Source organism: Geodermatophilus sp. SYSU D00710 (assembly GCF_054050195.1).
The window spans coordinates 1-21,726 of record NZ_JBJGYX010000031.1; the positions used below are offsets into that span (position 1 = coordinate 1).

Annotated in this window: 16 protein-coding genes and 1 riboswitch; of the genes, 5 read left to right on the forward strand and 11 right to left on the reverse strand. The window is 78.5% G+C overall.

The genetic code is table 11. From position 1 onward, the window contains the following. Window positions 1-176: 176 nt before the first annotated feature. From ACI78U_RS14920 to xylA, 5 genes are all read right to left on the reverse strand, one after another. Complete coding sequence (locus ACI78U_RS14920) at window positions 177-1,457, reverse strand: hydroxyacid-oxoacid transhydrogenase (protein ID WP_456876114.1); 1,281 nt, start codon at window positions 1,455-1,457, stop codon at window positions 177-179. Window positions 1,458-1,552: 95 nt separating this feature from the next. After that, window positions 1,553-2,458 carry a hypothetical protein gene (locus tag ACI78U_RS14925; protein ID WP_456876115.1) on the reverse strand — a complete coding sequence of 302 codons (906 nt, stop codon included), beginning with the start codon at window positions 2,456-2,458 and terminating at the stop codon, window positions 1,553-1,555. A gap of 105 nt (window positions 2,459-2,563) precedes the next feature. Next, window positions 2,564-3,367: a sulfite exporter TauE/SafE family protein gene (locus ACI78U_RS14930; RefSeq protein ID WP_456876116.1), complete on the reverse strand. Its 804-nt coding sequence runs from the start codon at window positions 3,365-3,367 to the stop codon at window positions 2,564-2,566. 105 nt (window positions 3,368-3,472) lie between these two features. Further along, window positions 3,473-4,870, reverse strand: a complete 1,398-nt coding sequence (xylB, locus tag ACI78U_RS14935) for a xylulokinase (protein ID WP_456876117.1) — start codon at window positions 4,868-4,870, stop codon at window positions 3,473-3,475. Beyond that, window positions 4,870-6,057, reverse strand: coding sequence for a xylose isomerase (xylA, locus tag ACI78U_RS14940; RefSeq protein WP_456876118.1), 1,188 nt, complete (start codon window positions 6,055-6,057; stop codon window positions 4,870-4,872). Before xylA ends, xylB begins: the two co-directional genes overlap by 1 nt. Before the next feature lie 103 nt (window positions 6,058-6,160). Here xylA and ACI78U_RS14945 point away from each other — a divergent pair, with 103 nt between their 5' ends. Further along, entirely contained in the window at window positions 6,161-7,393 is a 1,233-nt protein-coding gene (locus ACI78U_RS14945; RefSeq protein WP_456876119.1) for an ROK family transcriptional regulator, read from the forward strand. Here ACI78U_RS14945 and ACI78U_RS14950 read toward each other — a convergent pair. From ACI78U_RS14950 to ACI78U_RS14960, 3 genes are all read right to left on the reverse strand, one after another. Next, complete coding sequence (locus ACI78U_RS14950) at window positions 7,381-8,352, reverse strand: hypothetical protein (protein WP_456876120.1); 972 nt, start codon at window positions 8,350-8,352, stop codon at window positions 7,381-7,383. The genes ACI78U_RS14945 and ACI78U_RS14950 overlap by 13 nt on opposite strands. 255 nt (window positions 8,353-8,607) lie before the next feature. Beyond that, window positions 8,608-8,761, reverse strand: a riboswitch (cyclic di-AMP (ydaO/yuaA leader). A 127-nt stretch (window positions 8,762-8,888) separates the two neighbouring features. Continuing rightward, complete coding sequence (locus ACI78U_RS14955; RefSeq protein ID WP_456876121.1) at window positions 8,889-9,485, reverse strand: DNA-directed RNA polymerase subunit alpha C-terminal domain-containing protein; 597 nt, start codon at window positions 9,483-9,485, stop codon at window positions 8,889-8,891. A 25-nt stretch (window positions 9,486-9,510) separates the two neighbouring features. Next, entirely contained in the window at window positions 9,511-11,415 is a 1,905-nt protein-coding gene (locus ACI78U_RS14960; RefSeq protein WP_456876122.1) for a protein kinase domain-containing protein, read from the reverse strand. Window positions 11,416-11,663: 248 nt separating this feature from the next. Here ACI78U_RS14960 and ACI78U_RS14965 point away from each other — a divergent pair, with 248 nt between their 5' ends. Continuing rightward, a complete protein-coding gene (locus tag ACI78U_RS14965; protein WP_456876123.1) occupies window positions 11,664-12,542 on the forward strand; it encodes a bile acid:sodium symporter family protein in 879 nt (292 codons plus the stop codon). On the opposite strand, the gene ACI78U_RS14970 is transcribed toward ACI78U_RS14965, so the two are convergent. The 3 genes from ACI78U_RS14970 to ACI78U_RS14980 form a co-directional block, all read right to left on the reverse strand. After that, entirely contained in the window at window positions 12,455-17,071 is a 4,617-nt protein-coding gene (locus ACI78U_RS14970; RefSeq protein ID WP_456876124.1) for an HAD-IC family P-type ATPase, read from the reverse strand. The genes ACI78U_RS14965 and ACI78U_RS14970 overlap by 88 nt on opposite strands. An 89-nt stretch (window positions 17,072-17,160) precedes the next feature. Further along, window positions 17,161-18,180: a serine hydrolase domain-containing protein gene (locus tag ACI78U_RS14975; RefSeq protein ID WP_456876125.1), complete on the reverse strand. Its 1,020-nt coding sequence runs from the start codon at window positions 18,178-18,180 to the stop codon at window positions 17,161-17,163. A 130-nt stretch (window positions 18,181-18,310) separates the two neighbouring features. Next, window positions 18,311-19,954 (reverse strand): bifunctional 3'-5' exonuclease/DNA polymerase, encoded by a 1,644-nt coding sequence (locus ACI78U_RS14980; RefSeq protein WP_456876126.1) that lies wholly within the window; start codon window positions 19,952-19,954, stop codon window positions 18,311-18,313. Window positions 19,955-20,015: 61 nt separating this feature from the next. Here ACI78U_RS14980 and ACI78U_RS14985 point away from each other — a divergent pair, with 61 nt between their 5' ends. The 3 genes from ACI78U_RS14985 (at window position 20,016) to ACI78U_RS14995 (ending at window position 21,720) form a co-directional block, all read left to right on the forward strand. Further along, a complete protein-coding gene (locus ACI78U_RS14985) occupies window positions 20,016-20,297 on the forward strand; it encodes a hypothetical protein (protein ID WP_456876127.1) in 282 nt (93 codons plus the stop codon). A gap of 67 nt (window positions 20,298-20,364) precedes the next feature. Next, window positions 20,365-21,201, forward strand: coding sequence for a helix-turn-helix domain-containing protein (locus ACI78U_RS14990; RefSeq protein ID WP_456876128.1), 837 nt, complete (start codon window positions 20,365-20,367; stop codon window positions 21,199-21,201). A gap of 99 nt (window positions 21,202-21,300) precedes the next feature. Next, window positions 21,301-21,720 carry a nuclear transport factor 2 family protein gene (locus ACI78U_RS14995; protein ID WP_456876129.1) on the forward strand — a complete coding sequence of 140 codons (420 nt, stop codon included), beginning with the start codon at window positions 21,301-21,303 and terminating at the stop codon, window positions 21,718-21,720. The last annotated feature ends 6 nt before the right edge of the window (window positions 21,721-21,726 follow it).

Genomic DNA, 21,726 nt, shown 5'->3' on the forward strand with positions numbered 1-21,726 from the left:
GGCTCGCCGCCCGCGGGCCCCGGGGGGGGCCCCCCCCCCCCCCGCGCGCCCCCCGGGGGCGCCCCGGGGGGGCCCCCCCCGGCGGGGCGGGGGGGGGGGGGGCCCCCACGGCGCGGGGTCGGGCGCGGGGTCGGGGCGCGGGGTCGGGGTCGGCCGCGCTCAGCCGGGCGGCGAAGTCACCACAGCGTCATCGAGCGGCGGAAGATCCCCGCGACGTCGTCCTCGGTGACCTCCCGGGGACAGGTGGCCAGCAGCCGCTGCTGCTTCATCGTCCCCGCGACCAGGTCGGGCACGTCGCCGTCGTCGAAGCCGACCGCGGCGATGCCGTTGGGCATGTCGATGTCACGCATCAGGTCGGTGAGCACGGTCGGCAGGAACTCGGCGGGGTCGTCGGGCTCCCCGGCGTTGGGCGCGAGGAGCTGCGCGGCGCGCACGTGCCGCTCCGGCGCGGCCGCGAAGGTGAACCGGAAGGCCTCCGGCGCGGTGAGCGCCACCGACATGCCATGCGGCACCATCGGCTCGCCGGCCGGGTAGTCCTTCGGGTGGAAGTCCTTCACCTGTCCGGCGATCGGGTAGGCGTTGGCGTGCGGGACGTGCACCCCGGCGTTGCCGAACCCCATCCCGGCGAAGGTCGCGGCCATCGCCATGTCCCCCCGCGCCTGTCGGTCGTCGCCGTGGCGGACCGCCCGGCGGAAGGACCCGGCCAGCAGCGACAGCGCCTTCTCCGACCACATGTCCGAGATCGGGTTGGAGCCGCAGTAGGGCACCCGCTGCTCGGCGGTCTTGCGGTCGTAGGTGGTGTACCAGCGCGCCGTGTAGCTCTCCAGCGCGTGGCAGAGGATGTCCATGCCCGACGCCGCGGTCACCCCCGGCGGCTGGGTGAGGGTCAGGTCCGGGTCGACGACGGCGAGGGTCGGGCGCAGCCGGGCGTGGCTGATGCCGGTCTTCACCCGCTGCGCGAGCACGTCCATCACGCAGATGGTGGTGCTCTCCGACCCGGTGCCGGTCGTGGTCGGGACGGCGACCAGCGGCTTGAGCGGCTCGGTCGGCGCCTTGCCCCTCCCCACCGGCACGTTGACGTAGTCCAGGAGCTCGCCGGGGTTGGTGGTGAGCAGGTCGACGGCCTTGGCGGTGTCGATGGCCGACCCGCCGCCCACGGCCACGAACGCGTCCCACGGCCCCGACGCGCGCGCCTCCTCCGCCGCCGCGGTGAGGCTGACGTCGGTGGGCTCGACGTGCACGCCGTCGTACACCCGCGCCTCGATGCCGTAGCGGCCCATCTGGTCGGCCACCCGCTGCGGCAGCCCGGTGGCCGCCACCCCGGGGTCGGTCACCACCAGCACGCGGCGCACGCCCAGCCGGCTGAGGTCGAAGCCGATCTCCTCCGACGCGCCGCTGCCGAACTTGAGCTGCGGCGCTCCGTAGGTGAAGACGGACTCGGGGACGGGGGCGCTCACGGGGACCTCCGGGACGGCCTGGGTCGGGGACGGTCGTCGGTGCGTCGATGGTGCCCGCCGCTCGTGCCCGGCACCACAGCGCGGCGACGCCCCGGTCAGCCGGCCGTCGCCGGCGCCGGACCGGTGCCGCCGCGCCGGGCGGCCCGGGCGGCGCGGGCACCGACGGCGCCGGTGACGACGACGGCGACGAGGAACAGGCCGTAGGCCCACACCCACCCGTCGCCGGTGTCCATCTCGGGCAGGTACCAGACCAGCGCCACGAGCTCGAGCGACCCGAAGACGGTGTAGGTGAGGCCCGCGACGAACAGCCGGCCGAGGTCCCGGTCACGGAGAACCAGCGCCGCGGCGACACCGAGGGCGAGCAGCCAGGCACCGATCACCTGGGAGCTGAGCGGGGTGATCTCCCACGGCCAGAACGACGTGACGGTCTCGACGTGGTGGTGCACGAACAGCCCGCCGGCGAAGAGGACCCCGCCGGCCGCGAGCAGCAGCACCCCCTCGACGGCCAGCAGCCCGGCCAGCCAGCCCGGCACCGGCCGCAGCACCGCCGGCCGTCCCGTGCGGCGGACCTCCTGGGCGAGCACCACCGCCAGGCACAGCGCCGGGACGATCAGGTAGACGGCCAGCCAGGTCCAGGCCGCCACGCGGGCCACCGGCCCCCCGCTGAGCAGGTGCAGGCGGTGGGTGTGGACCAGCGTCGCGACGCACGTGACGACGGTGAAGACGGTGACCGTGAGCACCGGGATCCGGATCCGGCTCCAGCGGTCCTCCCGCAGCGACAGCGCCGACAGCACCGCGCCGGCGCCGTAGGCCGCGCCGAGGAAGGCGGCGGTCGGCTCGGTGCGGATCGTCCAGGCCCAGTAGCGGTCGGCCACGTCGGCGAGGACGAACAGCTGGTTGACGGCGAGCAGGGTGAGCACGAGGAAGGCGACCAGCAGGCGCCGGGTGCCGGGGCGGACCTCCTCGCCCGACTCCTGCGCCCGCTCCTCGACCTGCCCCATCGGCTGCCGCCAGCCCCTCGGCCCGGGTCCCCCTCCTGCGCCGGACACCGCGACCGGCGCCCCAGGCTCGCGCGCCCGCCTCACCTGCGCCAGGGCCCATCGGCCTCAGCCGCGCACGTTCTCCGTCCAGACGTCCCAGCCCAGCCGCACGATGAGCGCGCTCACCACCACGAGGAAGACGACCCGGATGAACCCGGTGCCCCGGCTGGTCGCCGTCCGCGAGCCGACGTAGCCGCCCAGCGTGTTGGCCGCACCGAGCGCGAGGCCCAGGCCCCAGACCACCGACCCGTGCGGCACGAAGAACGCCAGCGCCCCGAGGTTGGTGGCGACGTTGACGATCTTGGCCTTGGCGCTGGCGTTGAGGAAGTCGTAGCCGAGCAGCGACACCAGCGCGAAGACGAGGAACGAGCCCGTGCCCGGCCCCAGGACGCCGTCGTAGAAGCCGATGACCGCCCCGACCGCCAGCGCCGTGCCGTGGTGCCGGCGGCCGGTGTGCCGCAGCGCCGTCACCTCCCCGAGCGACGGGCGGAGCGCGGTGAACAGCGCGATGCCCACCAGCGCGACCACGATGACCGGCTTGAACACCTCCGCCGGCAGCAGCGCCGCCACAGACGCCCCGCAGAACGAGCCCACCAGGGCGACCGCGGCCATCGGCAGCGCCGTGCGCAGGTCGGGGTGCACCCGCCGCTGGTAGGTGACCGCGCTGGTGGTGGTGCCGAACACCGACGCCAGTTTGTTGGTGGCCAGCGCCTGCACCGGGGACAGGCCCGGGACGAGCAGCAGCGCCGGCAGCTGGATCAGCCCGCCGCCGCCGACGACGGCGTCCACCCAGCCGGCCGTCAGCGCGGCGAGCAGGACGAGGGCGAGCAGCGGCCCGGTGAGGCCCTCCGGGAGGAACGCGTCGGTCACCGGCAGCCCGCCCGCACTGCCGGCGTCCTCGTCGTCACGGGGACCCAGCCTCCCCCAGGCGCGCGGCAGCGGAACGGGCGGGTCCGGCCGGGCCCCCGGCCGCGGTCAGACGCGGCGGGCGGTGAGGCCGCGGACCTCGGCGTAGCGCTCCCGCACCGCCGGGGTCGGGTCGGCCTCGTGCAGCTCGGTGCCCGGCCGCTCCCACGCCGGCGGCTCGGCCTCCCCGGACAGCACCCAGGCGGCCTGCCGGGCGGCGCCGTCGGCCACGTACTCCCCCGGCGGCGGCACCAGCACCGGCACGCCGAGCACGGCCGGGGCGATCGCCCGCACCGCGGCCGACCGGGCGCCGCCGCCGACCAGCAGCACCCGCCGCACCTGCGCGCCGGTCGCGCGGACGGCGTCCAGGCCGTCGGCCAGCCCGCACAGCAGCCCCTCGACCGCGGCGCGCGCGAGGTGCGCCGGGGTCGACGTCGCGAGGGTGAGCCCGTGCAGCGCGCCGGTGGAGTCCGGCCGGTCCGGCGTCCGCTCGCCCTCCAGGTACGGGACCAGCGCCAGCCCGCCGGCCCCCGCGGGTGCCGACAGCGCCAGCCGGGACAGCTCGTCGTGGTCGACGCCCAGCAGCCGGGCGGTGGCGTCGAGGACGCGGGCGGCGTTGAGCGTGGCCACCAGCGGCAGGTACCGGCCGGTGGCGTCGGCGAACCCGGCGACCGCGCCGGTGGCGTCGGCGGCCGGTGTGTCGGACACGATCGACACCACCCCGGAGGTGCCGATCGAGCAGACGACGTCGCCGGGCTCGGCGGCCAGCCCGAGCGCCGCCGCGGCGTTGTCCCCGGTGCCCGGCCCGAGCACCGCGCCGGTGGCCGAGGTGCCCGCGGCCTCGGCCGGGCCGAGCACCCGCGGGACGGCCGGCGTGCGGCCGAGGGCCCGCTCGAGCAGGTCGGGGCGGTACTCGCCGGTGGCCGCCGACCAGTAGCCGGTGCCGCTGGCGTCGCCGCGGTCGGTGACCAGGGCGCCCAGGCCGGGCGTCCCGGCCAGGACCCAGGTCAGCCAGTCGTGCGGCAGGCACACCGCGGCGGTGCGCTGCGCGTTCTCCGGCTCGTGCTCGGCCAGCCAGCGCAGCTTGGTGACGGTGAACGACGCCACCGGCACCAGGCCGACGGCGTCGGCCCACGCCCGCGGGCCGCCGAGCTCCCGGGTGAGGTCGGCGGCCGCGCCGGCGGAGCGGGTGTCGTTCCAGAGCAGGGCGTCGCGCACGACCCGGCCGTCCTCGTCGAGGCAGACCATGCCGTGCTGCTGCCCCCCGACGGCCACGGCGGCGACGTCGTCGAGCCCGCCGGCCTGCGCCACCGCCTGATCCAGGGCGGCCGCCCAGGCCGCGGGGGCCACCTCGGTGCCCTCCGGGTGCGGCGCCCGGCCCTCGCGCACGAGGGCACCGGACGCCGCGTCCCGGACGACGACCTTGCAGGCCTGGGTCGAGGTGTCGACCCCCGCGACCAGAGGCATCAGCGGGCGCCGAGCAGGTGCTCGAGGGCCAGCTGGGACAGCCGCACCTGGCCGCCGCGGCGGGCGCCGGCGGTCTCGGCGTCGAAGTCCTCGAACGCCGAGCGGTCGGCCAGCAGCTGCTCGTGGGACTCGCCGTCGCCGAGGGTCGGCTGGGCCAGCTCCGGGACGGCGGCGTCGGCGAGTGCCTCCTGCACCTCCGGGTCGGCACGGAACGCGGCGGCCCGCTCCTTGAGCAGCAGGTAGGTGCGCATGTTCGCCTCGGCCGACTCCCAGACGCCCTTCAGGTCCTCGGTGCGCAGCGGCTTGTAGTCGAAGTGGCGCGGGCCCTCGTACCGGGGACCCCCGGAGGGGAAGCCGTTCTCCAGCAGGTCGACGGTGGCGAAGGCGGAGAGCAGGTCTCCGTGGCCGAACACGAAGTCCTGGTCGTAGCGCGGGCCCTTCTGGCCGTTGAGGTCGATGTGGAAGAGCTTGTCCTGCCACAGCGCCTGGGCGATGCCGTGGGTGTAGTTGAGGCCGGCCATCTGCTCGTGTCCGACCTCGGGGTTCACGCCCACCAGGTCGGCGTGCTCGAGGCCGTGGATGAAGGCGATGGCGTGGCCGATGGTCGGCAGGAAGATGTCGCCGCGCGGCTCGTTGGGCTTGGGCTCCAGGGCGAAGCGCAGGCCGTAGCCGCGGTCCTCGGAGTACTGGGCCAGGGTGTCGATGCCCTCGCGGTAGCGGTCGAGCGCGGCCTTGAGGTCCTTGGCGCTGTCGACCTCGGTGCCCTCGCGGCCGCCCCACAGCACGTAGGTGGAGGCGCCGAGCTCGGCGGCGAGGTCCATGTTGCGCATGACCTTGCGCAGCGCGTACCGGCGGACGCCGCGGTCGTTGGCGGTGAGCGCGCCCTCCTTGAACACCGGGTGGGTGAACAGGTTGGTGGTGACCATGGGCACGACCAGGCCGGTGTCGGCCAGCGCCTGCTTGAAGCGCTCGATGGTCTTGGTGCGCTGGTCGTCGTCGCTGCCGAACGGGATCACGTCGTCGTCGTGGAAGGTGACGCCGTAGGCGCCCAGCTCGGCGAGCTTCTCGACGGACTCGACCGGGTCGATCGCCGGCCGGGTCGCGTCGCCGAAGGGGTCGCGGGCCGGCCAGCCGACCGTCCACAGACCGAAGGTGAACCTGTCCTCACGGGTGGGCTGCAGGGGCATGGGGATCCTTCCGCCGGGCACCGGGGCGCTCGTCCGGGTGACGCGGGCCACCGCTTTTGTGCTGCGGTAGAACATAAACGATCCACCCGGCTAACCTCAACCCGTGTCCGACGGCCGCGTCCTCACCGGTGCCCGGCAGTCGACGCTGCGGGCGACCAACCTCGCGCTGGTCCTGCGCGCGGTGTGCGCCGACCCCGGCGAGCTGTCGCGGGCCGGCGTCGCGGCGGCACTGGGCACCACGCGCGGCACGGCGTCCCGGCTGGTCGACGACCTGGTCGCCGGCGGCCTGCTCGACGAGGTCGAGCGCGGGCCGGCGTCGCGCCGCGGCCGGCCGGCCACCCCGCTCGCACCGGGGTCGGGGCCGGCGGGGCTGGGCATGCAGGTCGACGCCGGGCTGGTCGCGGTCCGGGTGGTCGACCTGCGCGGGCGGACGGTCGCCGAGCGGCTGCACGAGGAGGACCTGCGCGACAGCGACCCGGTCGCCACGCTGGACCGGCTCGGCCGGCTGGGCGCCGAGGTGCTCGGGTCGCTGCCCGCCGGTGTGCGGGTGGTGGGCGCCGGGCTGGCGCTGCCCGGCCTGGTCGACGCCGGGCGGGGCCTGCTGCTGCGGGCGCCGAACCTCGGCTGGTCGCGGGTGCGGCCCGCCGACGCGCTCGCCGGCCTGCTCCCCGACGGGCTGGTCCCGGTGCTCGGCAACGAGGCCGACCTCGCCGCGCGCTGCGTCGCGCAGAGCGCCCCGGGCCGGCCGGGGCCGCACCGGGACTTCGTCTACCTGTCGGGGCAGATCGGCATCGGCGGGGCCGCGGTGCTCGGCGGCCGGGTGATGACCGGCAGCTCGGGCTGGGCCGGCGAGATCGGCCACGTCTGCGTCGACCCGGCCGGGCCGGACTGCCCGTGCGGGTCGACCGGGTGCCTGGAGCGCTACGCCGGCCGGCTGGCGCTGCTGGCCGCCGCCGGGGTGCCCGCCGACGCCGGCCCCGCGGAGCTGCGGGCCCGCGCCGAGGCCGGCGACCCCGGCGCCCGCCGCGCGCTCGACGGCGCGGCGTGGGCGCTGGGCGTCGCGCTGGCCGGGGTGGTCAACGTGCTCGACATCCCCACGGTGGTGCTCGGCGGTCACCTCGCCGAGCTGACCGACCTGCTGCGCCCGGGGCTGGAGGAGCACCTGGCCCGGCGGGTGCTCTCGGCCCGGTGGCGCCGGCCGCTCGTGGCCGCGGGAGGCGCCGTGCCGGCCGCGGGGGCGACCGGCGCGGCGCTGCGCGCGCTCGACGCGGTGCTCGAGGACCCGGTGCGCTGGCTGGCGCCCGCGGCGCGGGAGGTCGCGGCTCAGCCCACGTAGTTGACGTGCACGTGGTCGTAGTGGTTGGCCGTGACGCCGCCCCGGTCGGCCATGGTCGACCACGAGCCACCCGGCGAGGAGAGCATCCGCTGCTCCCAGATGAGGTAGTCGACGCCGAGCTCGTCCCAGTGCTCGACGTGGTACTGCACGATCGCGTCGCCGAGGGCGGCGTCGGTCAGCACCATGTAGTCCAGCGCCAGGCCGGAGGGGTGCCCGCCCGGGTCGGCCGCGCTCGCGCGGGTGCCGCCGAGGGTGATCGACGCGGCGCCGGGGACGTTGCTGACCACGGCGTCGGCGGCGGCCTGCACCACCGAGCGCACCGGGCCCGAGGTGTTGGTGATCCGGGCGACGCGGGAGGCCGTGGTCCCCGACGACGAGGACGAGACCGACGACGAGGCGGCCGGGGAGGACGCCGCCTCCGACCCGCCGGACTCCTCCTCGGCCTCCTCCGCCGCCGCCTGCGCCTCCGCGGCCTCCGCGGCGGCCTGGGCCTCCGCGGCCGCGGCCGCCTCGGCGGCGGCCTGCTCGGCGGCGGCCTGCGCCTCCGCGGCGGCCTGCGCCTCGGCGGCGAGCCGCGCGGCCTCGGCCGCCTGCGCGTCGCGCACGGCCTGGTCGGCACCGGCCTGCGCCTGCGCGGCGGCGGTCTCGGCGGCCTCGCGGCTGCCGCGGCTGGCCGCCAGCTCCTCGAGCACCTGCAGGTCCTGCGGCTGCACCTGCGGGGGCTCGGTCGCGGGGCCGGTCTGCGCGGGCAGGCCCAGCGCCTGGGCGACGGTCACGGTCTCCGACGTCCCGGCCTGCGCCTCGGCGGCCGGGTCGGGGCCGACCAGCACGTTGGCCACCAGCGCGCCGGCGGCGGCGACGCCGAGCAGCAGCGCGGGGCGGCGGACGGGGGCGCGGCGGCGGGACCGGCGGGTGGCGCCGGCGGCGGGCCGCGGGATCTCGGCGGTGGGGGCGTCCATCGGGGGGAGGTGCTCCAGGGGTGCGGGCACGGCGCGGCCGGCGGCGGCGCCGTGGAGGGGTGCGGGGCAGCGGGCGGCACCGGCCGTCGCGGCGACGCGGGCGCACCGGCGGGCACCACCCAAGCGGGGCTCGGGTGGGCGCGGGGCGGCGTCGGGACGGCCGGGCGCGGTCAGATGCGGGAGCGCACCCGGGTGCGGCGGAGCCGGCGGGGTGGTGCGGTCGTGCTGCAGAAGCGCGCCATCCGGCGGGCTCTCCGTTTCTCCCGTGGGCCGCCTACCGGGTCAGCTGACGGGTTCGGGCGGGAAGCAGCCCTACCCGCGGCCGGACGGTGTCCGGCGGGCGGGATTCACCCCAGTGGTGCGGTGGGTCCCCGGCTCGCCCGGGAGGGCGACTCGGCGGCATCCGTCCGGACTCCCCGGACGGGGACTGACGGCCGGTCGGACAGCGGCCACGGTAACCGTCGTTACCGCACCGTGACAATCCCGCGGCGGCGGAGCGTGACGAGCGTCGCGTGTCGCGGCGGCGTGTCGGGCCGTCAGGTGCCGAGCAGCCGCCGCAGCCAGTCGACCTGGGTGCGCACCGACCACAGCGCGAGGCGGCCGGGCACGGTCACCGCGGCGCGGGCCGCCCGCATCCCGAGCCGCAGCAGGTCGGCGTACTCGGCCGGCCGGGGTGCGGGCGCCGGGCGGGCGGCGCGGCGCGGGGCGGACGTGGGCGGGGTCGCCTCCGCCTCGGGCTGTGGACCGGGCGCCGTCCCCTGCTCCGGCGCGGGGGCCCCGGGCACCAGCAGGTCGAGGCCGCTGCGCCGGCGGGGGTCCCGCAGCGAGGCGAAGGAGGGGATCTCCGGCGCGTCGGGCGCCCCGTCCTCCTCGGCCGGCAGCGACAGCTGCCCGTCGCGCGCCGCCGTCCCCGATCGGGGCAGCGGCGTGGGCGGCTCGGGCACGACGCGGCGGATCGCCGTCACCAGGCCCGCGCCCAGCCCGGGCACGGCGGCGAGCTCGCGGCGGCTGAGGGCGGCGAGCGCGGCGACGTCGGTGATGCCTGCGCGGGTCAGCGCGGTGACCGCCCGGGTGGGCAGGCCCAGCGTCTCGATCGTCCCCGCCGGAGCGTCCCCCGGTGACCTGGTCGGCATGGCGGAGGACCCTAACCGCCCGCGGTCAGCCGGCCGCACCCGTGTCGGGGGCCGCGCTGCCCCCGTCGGGTGCCGACGACGTCGCCGACCCCGGGGACGTCGCCCCCGACGACCCCGACGGCGCGGGCTCCGAGCGAGCCGTCGGGGCGGACCCCGACGGCTCGCTCGGGGCCGGCCCGGTGGGGTCGGTCGGGGCCGGCTCGGTCGGGGAGCTGTCCGAGGGCGCCGGCTCGGTCGGCGCGGGCCCGGTGGGGTCGGTCGGGGCCGGCTCGGTCGGGGCGCTGTCCGAGGGCACCGGCTCGGACGGGGCGGGCTCCGAGGGCACCGCGTCCGAGGGGGCCGCGTCGGAGGGTGCCGCGTCGGAGGGCGCGGGCTCGGACGGCGCGGGCTCGGGGGACGCCGGGTCCGGGGACACGGCGGCGTCCGACGGTCCCGGTTCCGCGGGCGCGGGCTCGGCCGGGGCGGGCGCGGCCGGGCCGGACCCGGACGGCACCGACAGCGCCGCCTCGGGACCCTCACCGCCCGCGGACGCACCGCCCTCGGGCGCCGGTGCCGGTGCTGCCGGGGTGACCGCGACGCGCAGCGTCACGGGGGCGCCGGGCTGCAGCGGGACACCGACCGGGTCGAGGCCCGAGACCGTGCCCGGCTCGACGGCGGTCGTCACCTCGTCCTGCCGCTGCACGGTGAGACCCAGCGCGGTGAGGTCCGCGGCGACGTCGTCAGCAGGGCGCCCGACGTGGTCGTTGGCGGCCAGGACCACCGAGCCGGCCGTCGCGGCGCTCTCGCCGGTGCCGGCGCCGGTCTCCGCGGCCTGCGCGGGAGGCTGCCCGCCGCCGGAGCCACCCGGCCGGAGGAGGACCGCGAGCAGGCCCGCGAGCAGCACCGCCAGCACCGGCACCAGCACCGCCGGGCGCCGGCGCGGCGACCGCGAGGCACCGGACACCTGCGCGGTCTCCCCGGGTGGCGGGTCGTCCGGGGACACCGGCTCCGGGGAGGGCACCGTGACCGCGGCCGTCTCGACCAGCGCGGCCGGCGGGGCCGCGGCGACCGCCCGGGACGGCGACGGCGCCCCAGGACGCGGCCGGGCGGTCTGCTCGATCGTCTCCTCGACGGCGGTCAGGAACGCGTCCGCGTCGGGCAGCCGCTCACCGGGGTCCTTGACCAGGGCGGCGTCGATGAGGGAGCGGACGCCGGGCGGGACGTCCTCGGGCAGCGGCTCGGGGGCCTCGCGCACCTGCTTGAGCGCCACGGTGACCGGGTTGGTGCCGTCGAACGGCGCGTGCCCGGTGAGCGACTCGTAGCCGACCAGGCCGAGGGCGTAGACGTCGCTGGCCGGGCTGACCCGGTCGCCGGCGGCCTGCTCCGGCGACATGTAGCGGGCGGTGCCGATCACCTGCCCGGTACCGGTCAGCGGCACGCTCTCCGCCGACCACGCGATGCCGAAGTCGGTGAGCTTCACCCGGCCGTCGGGCCGGACCAGGATGTTGGCCGGCTTGACGTCGCGGTGCACCAGGCCCGCGCGGTGGGCCTCGGCCAGACCCGCGGCCGTCTGCTGCAGCACCGACAGCGCGGCCTCGGGTTCCAGCGGCCCGTCGGCCGAGAGCCGGTCCGACAGCGGCGCGCCGTCGACGAGCTCCATGACCAGGTAGGCCAGGTGCTCGCCGGTCGCCTCGTCGTCGGACTCGCCGTAGTCGAGGACGGCGGCGATGTTGGGGTGGCTCAGCGCCGCGGCGTGCCGGGCCTCGCAGCGGAAGCGCTCGAGGAACACCGGGTCGTCGGCGTACTCGCTGCGCAGGACCTTGACCGCGACCGGCCGGAGGAGCAGCCGGTCGCGCCCCCGCCACACCTGGCCCATGCCACCGCGGGCGATCAGCTCCTGGAGCTCGTAGCGGTCCCCCAGCGCCTGCCGGCCCGTCTCCAGCGAGGTCACGTCCCTGGCTCCGTCCCGTGCCGCCCCCGAGGGGTTGTGTCCCCCAGGGCTCCGTCCCCCGATCCACGCGGCCCCCGTCCGGGGGCTCGTGCGGCGTGCCGGTGGTCTCACGCGCCGCTCCCCTGTGGTTCCCACCGGGCGCCGTCCTCAACCCCCAGGTGGGACAGCCCTCGCCGTCCGGCAGCCGGTCGGCGAGGATCCCCGGGAAGCCGCGGCACCGGCGCCGCGGAGGCACCCGGAGGTCGCCCGTGGACTCGGCTCTCGCCACCGTCGCCCTGCCCGCGGCCCTGGCCGTCGTCATGCTCGGCCTGGGCCTGTCGCTGACCGTCGACGACTTCGTCCGCGTCACCCGCCGGCCGCGGGCCGCGGTGGTCGCGCTGGCGCTGCAGCTGCTCGTGCTCCCGGCCCTGTGCTTCGGCCTGGTGGTGCTCGCGGGGCTCGAGCCGGTGCTGGCGGTGGGCATGGTGCTGCTGGCCGCCTCCCCGGGCGGGACGACGGCGAACCTGTTCAGCCACCTGTTCCGCGGCGACGTCGCCCTCAACGTGTCGCTGACCGCGGTCAACTCGCTGCTCGCGGTGGTCACCCTGCCCCTGGTCACCAACCTGGCGGTCGCGGTGTTCGACCCGCCCGGCGCCGGGGAGATCGGCCTGCAGTTCGGCAAGACGGTGCAGGTCTTCGCGATCGTGCTGGTGCCGGTGGCGCTCGGCATGCTGGTGCGGCGCTGGTCGCCGGCCTTCGCCGACCGGATGGACAAGCCGGTGCGCGTCCTCTCGGCGATCGTGCTCGCCCTGGTCATCGTCGGCACCGTCGTCGCCGAGCGGGAGAACGTGGCCGGCTACCTGCGCGAGGTCGGGCTGGTCGCGCTGGCCTTCTGCCTGCTGAGCCTGCTGATCGGGTTCGCCGTCCCCCGGGCGGTCGGCGTCGGGCACCGGCAGGCGGTGGCCTGCGCGTTCGAGATCGGGGTGCACAACAGCACGCTGGCCATCGCCGTCGCGATCAGCGTGCTCGGCAGCGTGGAGCTCGCGGTCCCGGCCGCCGTCTACGGCGTGCTGATGTTCCCGGTGGCGGCCCTCGTCGGGTGGGCCATCACCCGTTCGGCCCGGTCGGCCGACCGCGTCCCCGCCTGACCGGACCACCGGCGCGCCAGTGCCGGGACGACCTCCGCGCCGGCGGTGCCGGCGGCGGCCCACCCGAGGACGACCAGCCAGGCCAGCGGGTCCAGTGGCGTGCAGCCGAAGAACCGGCTGACCCCCGGGGTCTGCACGACCAGGGCGAGCACCGCCAGCGACCCGGCCGCGGTGGCCAGCACCAGCGGGCTGCGGCGGCCGGCCCAGGCGGTCTGGCCCAGCTGGGTGGCGATCAGCGCGGCCAGGCCCATGGTGCTCGCGCGCCGGCGCAGCAGCAGCGGCCAGCCGGTGGCCCACGCGCCCACCGCGCCCGCCGCGGTGGCCGCGCCGCGGACGGCGACCTGGCGCCGCACCGCCTCGGTGAAGCCGCGGTAGGGCCCGGCGCGCAGCACCGGCGCCAGCGGGTGGGCGGCCAGCGGCCCGTCGTCCGCGCCCGCGGCGGCCGCCCGCGGCTGGGCGACCGCGACGGCCAGTGCCGGGAACATGTCGGTGAGCAGGTTGACCAGCAGCAGCTGGCGGGTGCCGATCGGCGCGCGCCCGCCCAGCGCGGTGCCGAGCACGGTGAAGGTGACCTCGCCGGCGTTGCCCCCGACGAGGATGGCGACGGCGTCGCGGACGCGGGACCACAGCGCCCGCCCCTCGGCGACCGCGTCGACCAGCCGGGTCAGGTCCAGGTCGGTGATCACCAGGTCGGCGGCGCTGCGCGCGGCGGGCGACTCGGCGCCGGCCACGCCGACCCCGACGTCGGCCAGGCGGATCGCGGCGGCGTCGTTGACCCCGTCGCCGGTCATCGCCAGCGTTGCCCCGGCGCGGCGCAGCGCGGCCACCAGCGTCACCTTGTGCTCGGGGGTGAGCCGGGCGAACACCGCCGACTCCCGCACCAGGCGGGCCCGCTCCCCCTCCGAGGCCCGGGCCAGCTGCGCGCCGGTGACCACCCGGTCGGCGTCGGGCACGCCGGCCTGCGCCGCGATCGCGGCCGCGGTCTCGGGGTGGTCGCCGGTGGCCACCAGCACCCGGATGCCCGCCGCGCCCAGCTGCTCGACCGCCGCCGCCGACGAGTCGCGCACCGTGTCGGCCAGCCCCACCAGGCCGCGCAGGGTGAGCCCGGTCGCCGCCGCCTCGAGGTCCTCCGGCTGCCCCTCGACCGCCCGGTCGGCGACGGCGAGCACCCGCAGCCCGTCGCAGGCCAGCTCCTGCACCCGGTCGGCGGCGTCGCCGGCGTCGGTGCACAGCCGGAGCACGACCTCGGGCGCGCCCTTGACCACCAGCCGGCCCGAGCGCAGCGCGGCGGAGAAGCCGCGCCCGGTGGCGAAGGGCACCGAGGCCTCCGGCTCCCCGTCGCAGGCCACGCCGCGGTCGTCGGCGGCGGCCACGACGGCGCGGTCGGTCTCGTGCGCGTCGGTGTCGCCGGTGCCGACCCCGGCCGCGGCGAGGCGGAGCAGGCCGTCCTCGCCGTCCCCGCCGTCGGCCAGCGGCAGCAGCCGCACCACCTGCAGCCGGTTCTCGGTGAGGGTGCCGGTCTTGTCGAAGCAGACGGTGTCCACCCGCCCCAGGGCCTCGAGGACGCGGGCGCTGCGGACCACGGCGCCGCGCCGGGACAGCCGCCGGGCCGCGGCCTGCTGCGCCACCGTGGCGACCAGCGGGAGGCCCTCCGGGACCGCGGCGACCGCGACGGCGACCCCCGCGCTGACCGCCTCGCGCAGCGGCCGCCGCCACAGCACGCCGAGCGCGGTCACCGCGCCGCCGCCGGCCAGGGTCAGCGGGAGCACCGACCGGGTGAGCTCGGCCAGGCGGGCCTGCACGCCCGCCGGCGGCGCCGTCCCCCCGGCCGCCCGCGCGGCCCGCCCGGCCTGGGTGGCCGGCCCGACGGCGACGACGACGGCGCGGCCGCTGCCGGCGACCACGGTCGTCCCGTCGAAGAGCATGCAGCGCCGGTCGGCCACCTCGGCGCCCGGCGTCGCGGCCACGGCCTTGGCCACCGCCAGCGACTCACCGGTCAGGCTGGACTCGTCGACCTCGAGGTCCTCGACGGCGAGCAGCCGCGCGTCGGCGGTGACGACGTCGCCGGAGCCCACGAGGAGCACGTCCCCGACCCGCAGCGCGCCCGCGGGCACCTCCTCGGAGCCGCCGTCGGTCTCCCGCCGCACGCAGGCGTCCTGCTCCAGCAGCAGCGACTCCAGGGCCGTCTCGGCGCGCATCCGCTGGGCGGCCCCGAGCAGGGCGTTGCCGACGGTGACCCCGCCGACCAGGAACGCGTCCGCGGTCTCGCCGAGCACGGCCGTGGCCCCGGCGCCGGCGCCGAGGACGGGGGTGAGCGGGTCGGCGAGCTCGGCGGCGACCGTGCGCCCGAACCGGACCGGCACCCGGACGACCGCCACGCCGGTCCCCCGCCGCCACGCCCGCGCCAGCGGCCCGGGCGGCGCGTCGTCGGCCCGGGGCAGCTCGGCGAGCCGGCGCAGGACGTCGTCGGGGTCGAGGGCGTGCCACGGCGTGTGCACCGACGGCGCGGGCGGCGGGCGGCGCGCGGCGCGGACCCCCGTCACCGTGCCGTCGAGCATGGTCCACACGGTCGCGGTCTTGCCCGGCGTCGTCGCCCGCCTCTGCCCGCCGCGGGCCGAGCCGACGGCGGCCAGCAGGCTCCCCAGGACGTTGCCGGTCACCGCGCTCTGCACCGCCCGCCGGGCCACCGCCCGCGCGTCGGTCACCGCCCGCACCACCCGGCAGGCGTCGGCCAGGCCGGACCCGGTGACCAGGTCCGCGCCCCAGGCGGGCGACCGGCCGGGCCGGACGGGGGCCACGGCGACGTCGGCGGCGAGCAGGGCGGCGGTGTCGGCGGCGGCGACGAGCAGCACGCCGGGCCCGTCGGCCTGCAGGCGGCGGACCACGTGCAGCAGCGACTCGTCCGCCGGGGCCACCTCGTCGGCGAGCCCGGCGACCTCGCGCGCTCCGGCGTGGGGGGTGAGCACCAGGCGGCACCCGGTCGCGGCCGCGGTGGTCAGCAGCGCCTCGGCGTGCGGGTCGAGCTCGGGGGCGACCAGCACGGAGCCGACCCGGCGGCGCCCGTCGTAGAGGGTCCGCAGCGACGCGCCGGGGGCGTCCGGGGCCTCCCGCGGGTCACCGAGCCGGGTCCCGCGCCGGCCCGCCCCGTCCCCGCCCCCGCCGGTGGCGAGCAGCCGGGCGGCGGCGGTCCAGACGGCGGCGTCGTCCCACCCCTCCGCCTCGGCGGTCGCCTCGAGGACGACCGGCGGGCCGGTGCACAGCGTGCCGCCGTCGACGACCACGACGCCGACACGGTCGAGGCGGCGGTAGGCCATGCCGTCCAGCGGCAGGACGCCGGCGCGGCACATCAGCAGGTCCAGCGTGGCGGCGAAGCACTCCCGGCCCTGCAGCGCGGCCTTCGGCGAGAGCGCCTTGACCAGGTCGGCCGACCGGCCCGGCCGGCCGGTGAGGGCCAGCACGGTGAGCACGGCGGCGGTCGTCGTCGGCCCCAGCCGGGACTGGTAGCGGCCGACGAGGCCCGGGGCCAGCGGCACCGGCCGCTTCCCGGCGTCGGCGGGGCCGGGGTCGGGGTCGGCCGCGTCCGGCTCGGGACGGCACAGCTCGTCCTCGCGCCGTTGCCACACCTGGCGCCGGGCGCGCACCTCCAGCACCTGCTGGGCGGAGGCGACGGCGTTGATCGCGGGCACCGTGGGGCTCTGGGTGGCCGAGTGCAGCACCGCCGAGAGCCCCTCGAGGACCAGCCGGGCGCCGAACCGGCCGACCCGCCGGACGAGGAGGTCGGTGAACCAGTCCTGCGAGTCGAGCAGCGTGACCGCCAGCGTGGCGTGCCGGCTGAGGGCGGGGACGGGCAGCGCCCGGCCCGTGAGCGCGGCCGCGACGCCCAGCGCGTCCACCGCCGCGGCGGCCGCCGCGGCCAGCAGCGGCTCGAGGTCGGCGGGGTGGTCGGCCGGCTCGTGGAGGACCCCGCTCCGGCGCCCGGCGGTCTGCACCGCCCGGACGCTCTCGACGACGTCCTCCACGTCGACCCGCCGCTCGTCGACGGCGACCAGCACCCGGCCCAGGACGTCGTTGACCGTCGCCCACTGCACGCCCTCGAGGCGCTCGAGCTGCCGGCGCATCGCGCGGCGGGCGTCGGGCGGGGCGTCCGGGGGCGGGGCGGGGACCTCGACCTGCACCAGCCCCCGGTCGGCCCAGACGCGCGGCGTGTGCCGCCCGCCCACCGGCTCGAACATGCCCGAGGCGACCTCGGCCAGCTCGCGCAGCCGGCCGGTGGGCAGCGGGTCGGCACCGGTCACCAGCGTGCCGACCGCCCGCACGCCGGAGGCGGCCGCCTGGGCGAGGTCGACCGGCCGGCCGGCCACCCGGGAGGTCAGCCCGGCGGCGGTCTTGACCGCGGCCCGCGACGAGCCGACGAGCAGCCCGGTGGTGAGCAGGGCCGGGGCGGCGGCCACCTGCGCGCCGGCGACCGCGAGGCGGGCCGTCGCGCGCAGGGCGCGCCGGGCCGTGGCGGCCCGGCGGAGGACGCTCATCGCACCGCCCCCGTCCGCGAATCCGCTGTGACCCGCGTCACAGCATCCACCGGATCGGCGCCGTCCGCATCCCCCGCGGCGGCGTGGACTCAGACCGCCCACACGCCGGGCAGGACCCGCCGGATGCGCTCGATGTCGGCCACGCCCGGCTCGTCGCCGTTGCAACTGACCGCCACCGCCGTGTGCCGGTCGGCCGAGACCCGCATGGTGCTGAGGGAGCCGGCCCAGTCGCCAGCGTGCTCGAGCGCGCCGCCCCGGGCGAGCCCGATGCCCGCGCCGTAGTCGACGGTGCCGTTGACCGGCGCCGGGTCGGCCAGCCGGGCGGCGAGCAGCGCCTCGCCCCCGAGCCGGGGCGCGCGGTACTCGTCGGCCCAGCGCACCAGCTCTGACGGCGTCGTCACGACCGACCCGGGGCCGAGGTCCTCGACCCGCGAGCCGGCGACCTGCCACGGTGCCGTGGCCGAGTCCCTGAGGTGGCCGCGCGCGGAGGAGTCGTCGGGCGAGTCGGGATCGGCGACCGTGGGATCGAGCTCCACGGCGAGGCCGAGGGGCTCGAAGACCCGGATGCGGAGGAAGTCCCCGAGCGGCTGCCCGGTCGCCGCCCGCACGACCTCGGCCGGCAGCACGTGGTTCGAGTTCGAGTAGGTGAAGCCGTCCGCCTCCGGCAGCTCCGGATGAGCGGCGATCGCCTGCACCGCCTGCTCCTGCGTGGCCACGTCGGTGGCCGCGGACCCGGCGGCCTCGAGGTCGGCGACGTAGTCGGGGATGCCGCTGGTGTGGTGCACGAGCTGGTCGAGCGTCACCTCCTGCGCCCAGGCGGGCAGGCCCGGCAGCCACCGGGACACCGGGTCGCCGAGGGTCAGGACGCCGGCCTGCGCGAGCAGGAGCAGGGCCGTGGCGGTGAACTGCTTGCTCACCGACGCGACGTCGAACCTGGTCTCCGGGGTGAGCGGGCGCCCCGTGCGCACGTCGGCGACGCCCCGGGCGGCCGCCCACACCACCTCCCCGTCGACGCCGACCGCCAGGGAGCACCCGGGCTCGTCGTCGGCCAGCACCTCGTCGACGAGCGCCTCGCTGCGGGCGATCCGCTGCTCCAGGCCGGACGCCACCGTCGCCGCGGCCTCCTCCCCGGAGGTCCCGGTGGACGAGGTTCACGCCCCGAGGACCGCGACCGCGGCCGCCAGGGCGGCTCGGCGGAGCACGGGACGACGGTGGGCCCCCGCACCGGCCGCGGGGAGGTCATCCGGCGTCGGCCCAGGACCGGACGACGGCGACGTCGAGGGGGAAGTCGACCGGGAAGTCGCCGAACAGCAGCCGCCCGGCCGTGCCCGCGGCCGCCCGCACCTGCTCGCCGACCGCGTCGGCCAGGTGCGCCGGGGTGTGGACGACGACCTCGTCGTGGAGGAAGAACACCAGGTGCCGGCGCCGGTCGAGCCGGTCCTCGCCCAGCGACCACAGCCGGTTGCGCAGGTCGGCGAGCCAGCACAGCGCCCACTCCGCGCCGGTGCCCTGGACGACGAAGTTGCGGGTGAACCGGCCCCAGGAGCGGCGGGCGCGGTCGGTGTCGCGGCCGCCGGGCTCGGGTGCCTCGCCGAGGTCGGCGTCCCGCTGCGCCCACGCGCCGCCGGGGGCCGGGGAGCCGCGGCCGAGCAGGGTGTGCACCACCGCGCCCCGCTCGCCGGCCCGCGCGGCGTCCTCGACCAGGCCGATGGCCCGCGGGTAGCGGCGGGCCAGGCGCGGCATCACCCGCCCGCTCTCGCCGCGGGTGCCGCCGTAGAGCGCGCCCAGCACGCCGACCTTCGCCTCCGCCCGCGTGCCCACCACCCCGGCGGCGACCATCCCGGCGTAGAGGTCGGCCGCCCGCGCCGCCTCGGCCAGCGCGCCGTCGCGGCTCATGCCGGCGAGCACCCGCGGCTCGAGCTGGGCGACGTCGGCGACGACCAGCCGCCACCCCTCGTCGGCGACCGCCGCCGGCCGCACCTGCACGGGCACCGACAGCGCGCCACCGCCGGAGGAGGCCCAGCGCCCGGTGACCACGCCGCCGGGGAGGAACACCGGCCGGAACCGGCCCTCGCGCACCCAGGCGTCCAGCCAGCTCCAGCCGTTGGCCGCCAGCAGCCGGGCCAGCCGCTTGTACTCCAGCAGCGGCGGCACCACCGGGTGCTCCAACCGCTCCAGCGTCCACGACCGGGTGTCCTCGACCGGCAGCCCGGCGGTCTGCAGCGCGCGCAGCAGCGCGGCGGGCGAGTCGGGGTTGAGGTCGGGCGCGCGCAGGACCGCGCGCACCTCGCCGGCCAGCCGCTCCAGCACCGGCGGGCGCATCCCGGGCGGTGGCCGGTCGCCGAGCAGCGCGGTGAGCAGCTGGCCGTGCTCGTCGGCGCGCCAGGGCAGCCCGGCCCAGGTCATCTCCGCGGCCGCCAGCGCCCCGGAGGACTCCGCGGCCAGCAGCAGCCCGAGCTGGCCCCGGTGCGCCGACGCCGCGACGGCGGCCTGCTGGCGCCGGTGCTCGGCGACCGGGTCGAGCCGGTCGGCGGGGTCGGCGAGGTCGAACAGCGCCGGGTCGTCCGCGGTCACCGGTTCCAGCGCCGCCCAGCCCGGGTCCTCCGCCGGGCCGGGAGCGGCGAAGGGCGACCCGCGCAGGACGGCGGCGCACAGCCGCAGGTCGGTGCACCGCTCCACCCGCACGCCGGCGTCGAGCAGCGCCGGGTACCAGCGGGTGGTGTCGTCCCACACCCAGCGCACCGGGGCCGCCCGCTCCCGCGCGGCGACCCAGCCGGGCAGCTCGCCGGCGGACAGGACGGTGACCGCGCCCGGCGTGCCGTCCTCGGCGCACGCGGTGGCCGTCACCGCCGCGCCGTCGCGGCGCAGCAGCACCCGGTCCACCCGCGCAGTCTCGCCGACCGGTGCGACAGCGCCCGGGACGCCGGGCGCGCAGACTGGCGGCGTGCCCGCCTCCGCCGTCACCCGCCGGGGCGTGGTGCGCCTGCTGAACACCTCCGGCGGGCGGGTGCTGGTCCTGGCCGGGGAGGTCGACGCGGCGGCGGCGGAGGCGTTCTGGCGCTGCTACGGCCGCGAGCCGGTGCGGGTCGACGTCGTCGACGCCCGCTCGGTCACCGCGCTGTCGCCCCCGGGCCGGGAGCTGCTGGCCGGCACGCTCGAGTGTGCCGAGCGGTCCGGCCGGCCCGTGGCACTGCGCTCCTCCCCCGCCGTGCCGGGTCCCCGCTGACGGACCCGTCGACGTCGCGGAGCGGAGCCGCCACGATCGGCGGCACCCCCGCCGCGAGGAGGTCCCGGTGACCGCACCGCTGCAGCTGCGCCCCGGCCTGACCGTGTCGTCGGTGCGCGGGCCGGTCGGCGAGCGCGCCCGCCCGCCGGCTCCCGAGCACCGGGTGCTGGTCAACGTCGGCCGCCCCTACCGGCTGGTGGAGACCCTCGCCGGGACCGAGCACCGCACGCCCGGCCTGCCCGGCGACGTCGCGGTGGTCCCCGCGGGCGCGCCGTTCGCCGTCCGCAGCCGGGACGGGACGCCGCAGCAGGTCGCCGCGCTCGTCGTCGCGGTGACGCCGGAGCTGCTGGGCGAGCTGCTCGCCGAGGGCGGGGTGCGGCGGGCCGCCGAGCCGCTGCCGGTGGTCGGCGCCCGGTCGCCGGCGGTCGCCGCCCTCGCGGGGCTGCTGTCGGCCGGCCTCGACGACCGCACCGACGTCGGCCGGCTGGCCCTCGGGACGCTGGCGCAGGCGCTGGTCGCGGCGCTGGCCCGCGACCACACCACCGCGCCCCCGGCCGCGCCGCGCCCCGGCGGGCTGTCGCCGGCCCAGCTCGACCGCGTGCTGCGGCACGTCGAGGAACACCTGGCCGGGCCGATCGGCGTCGCCGACCTCGCCGCCCGCGCGCACGTGAGCGAGTTCCACTTCAGCCGGCAGTTCCGCGCGGCCACCGGCACCAGCCCGCACCGGTACGTGGTGCGGCGCCGGGTGGAGCGCGCCCACGAGCTGCTCACCCGCTCCGACCTCCCGCTCGCCCAGGTCGCCGTCCGCTGCGGGTTCGCCGACCAGAGCCACCTCACCCGGCACACCCGCCGGGAGCTCGGCGCCGCCCCCGGGGCGCTGCGGGCCGCGGCCCGCGGCCGCTGAGCAGGAACCGACGACCGGACGGCAGGGACGTCCACGCGCACGCCCGGCGCGCCCGGCCAGGCTCGCTGCACCGACACCCGAGAGGACGGAGACCCAGCCGTGCAGACCACGACCACCGACCCGCAGGCCGACACCGACGTCGTGGCGGAGGCGTACGCCGCGTTCGCGCGCCGCGACCTCGCCCGCATCGCCGCGCTGTTCGCCGCCGACGGCGTCATCACCCAGTCCCCCGCGCTGCCCTGGGGCGGCACGCACAGCGGTCCCGAGGGACTGGCGACCTTCCTCGGCACGCTCACCGCGCACCTGGACTCCGCCCCGGTGACCGAGCGGCTGTTCGCCGACGGCGCGGGCCGGGTGGTGCAGGTCGGCCGCACCCGCGGCACGGTGCGGGCGACCGGTGCCACCTTCGACGTCCCGGAGGTGCACGTGTGGACCGTCGCCGACGGGCGGGTGCGACGGTTCGAGGCCTACCTCGACACCCCGGCCATGCTCGCGGCGCTCGAGCGGCCGGCGTCCTGACCGGCG

Bases quoted from the DNA above. Each gene is read 5' to 3' on its own strand.
- ACI78U_RS14925 (WP_456876115.1), bottom strand. From the start codon at position 2,458: ATGGGGCAGGTCGAGGAGCGGGCGCAGGAGTCGGGCGAGGAGGTCCGC.
- ACI78U_RS14970 (WP_456876124.1), bottom strand. From the start codon at position 17,071: ATGAGCGTCCTCCGCCGGGCCGCCACGGCCCGGCGCGCCCTGCGCGCG.
- ACI78U_RS14950 (WP_456876120.1), bottom strand. From the start codon at position 8,352: ATGGACGCCCCCACCGCCGAGATCCCGCGGCCCGCCGCCGGCGCCACC.
- xylA (WP_456876118.1), bottom strand. From the start codon at position 6,057: ATGCCCCTGCAGCCCACCCGTGAGGACAGGTTCACCTTCGGTCTGTGG.
- ACI78U_RS14955 (WP_456876121.1), bottom strand. From the start codon at position 9,485: ATGCCGACCAGGTCACCGGGGGACGCTCCGGCGGGGACGATCGAGACG.
- xylB (WP_456876117.1), bottom strand. From the start codon at position 4,870: ATGCCTCTGGTCGCGGGGGTCGACACCTCGACCCAGGCCTGCAAGGTC.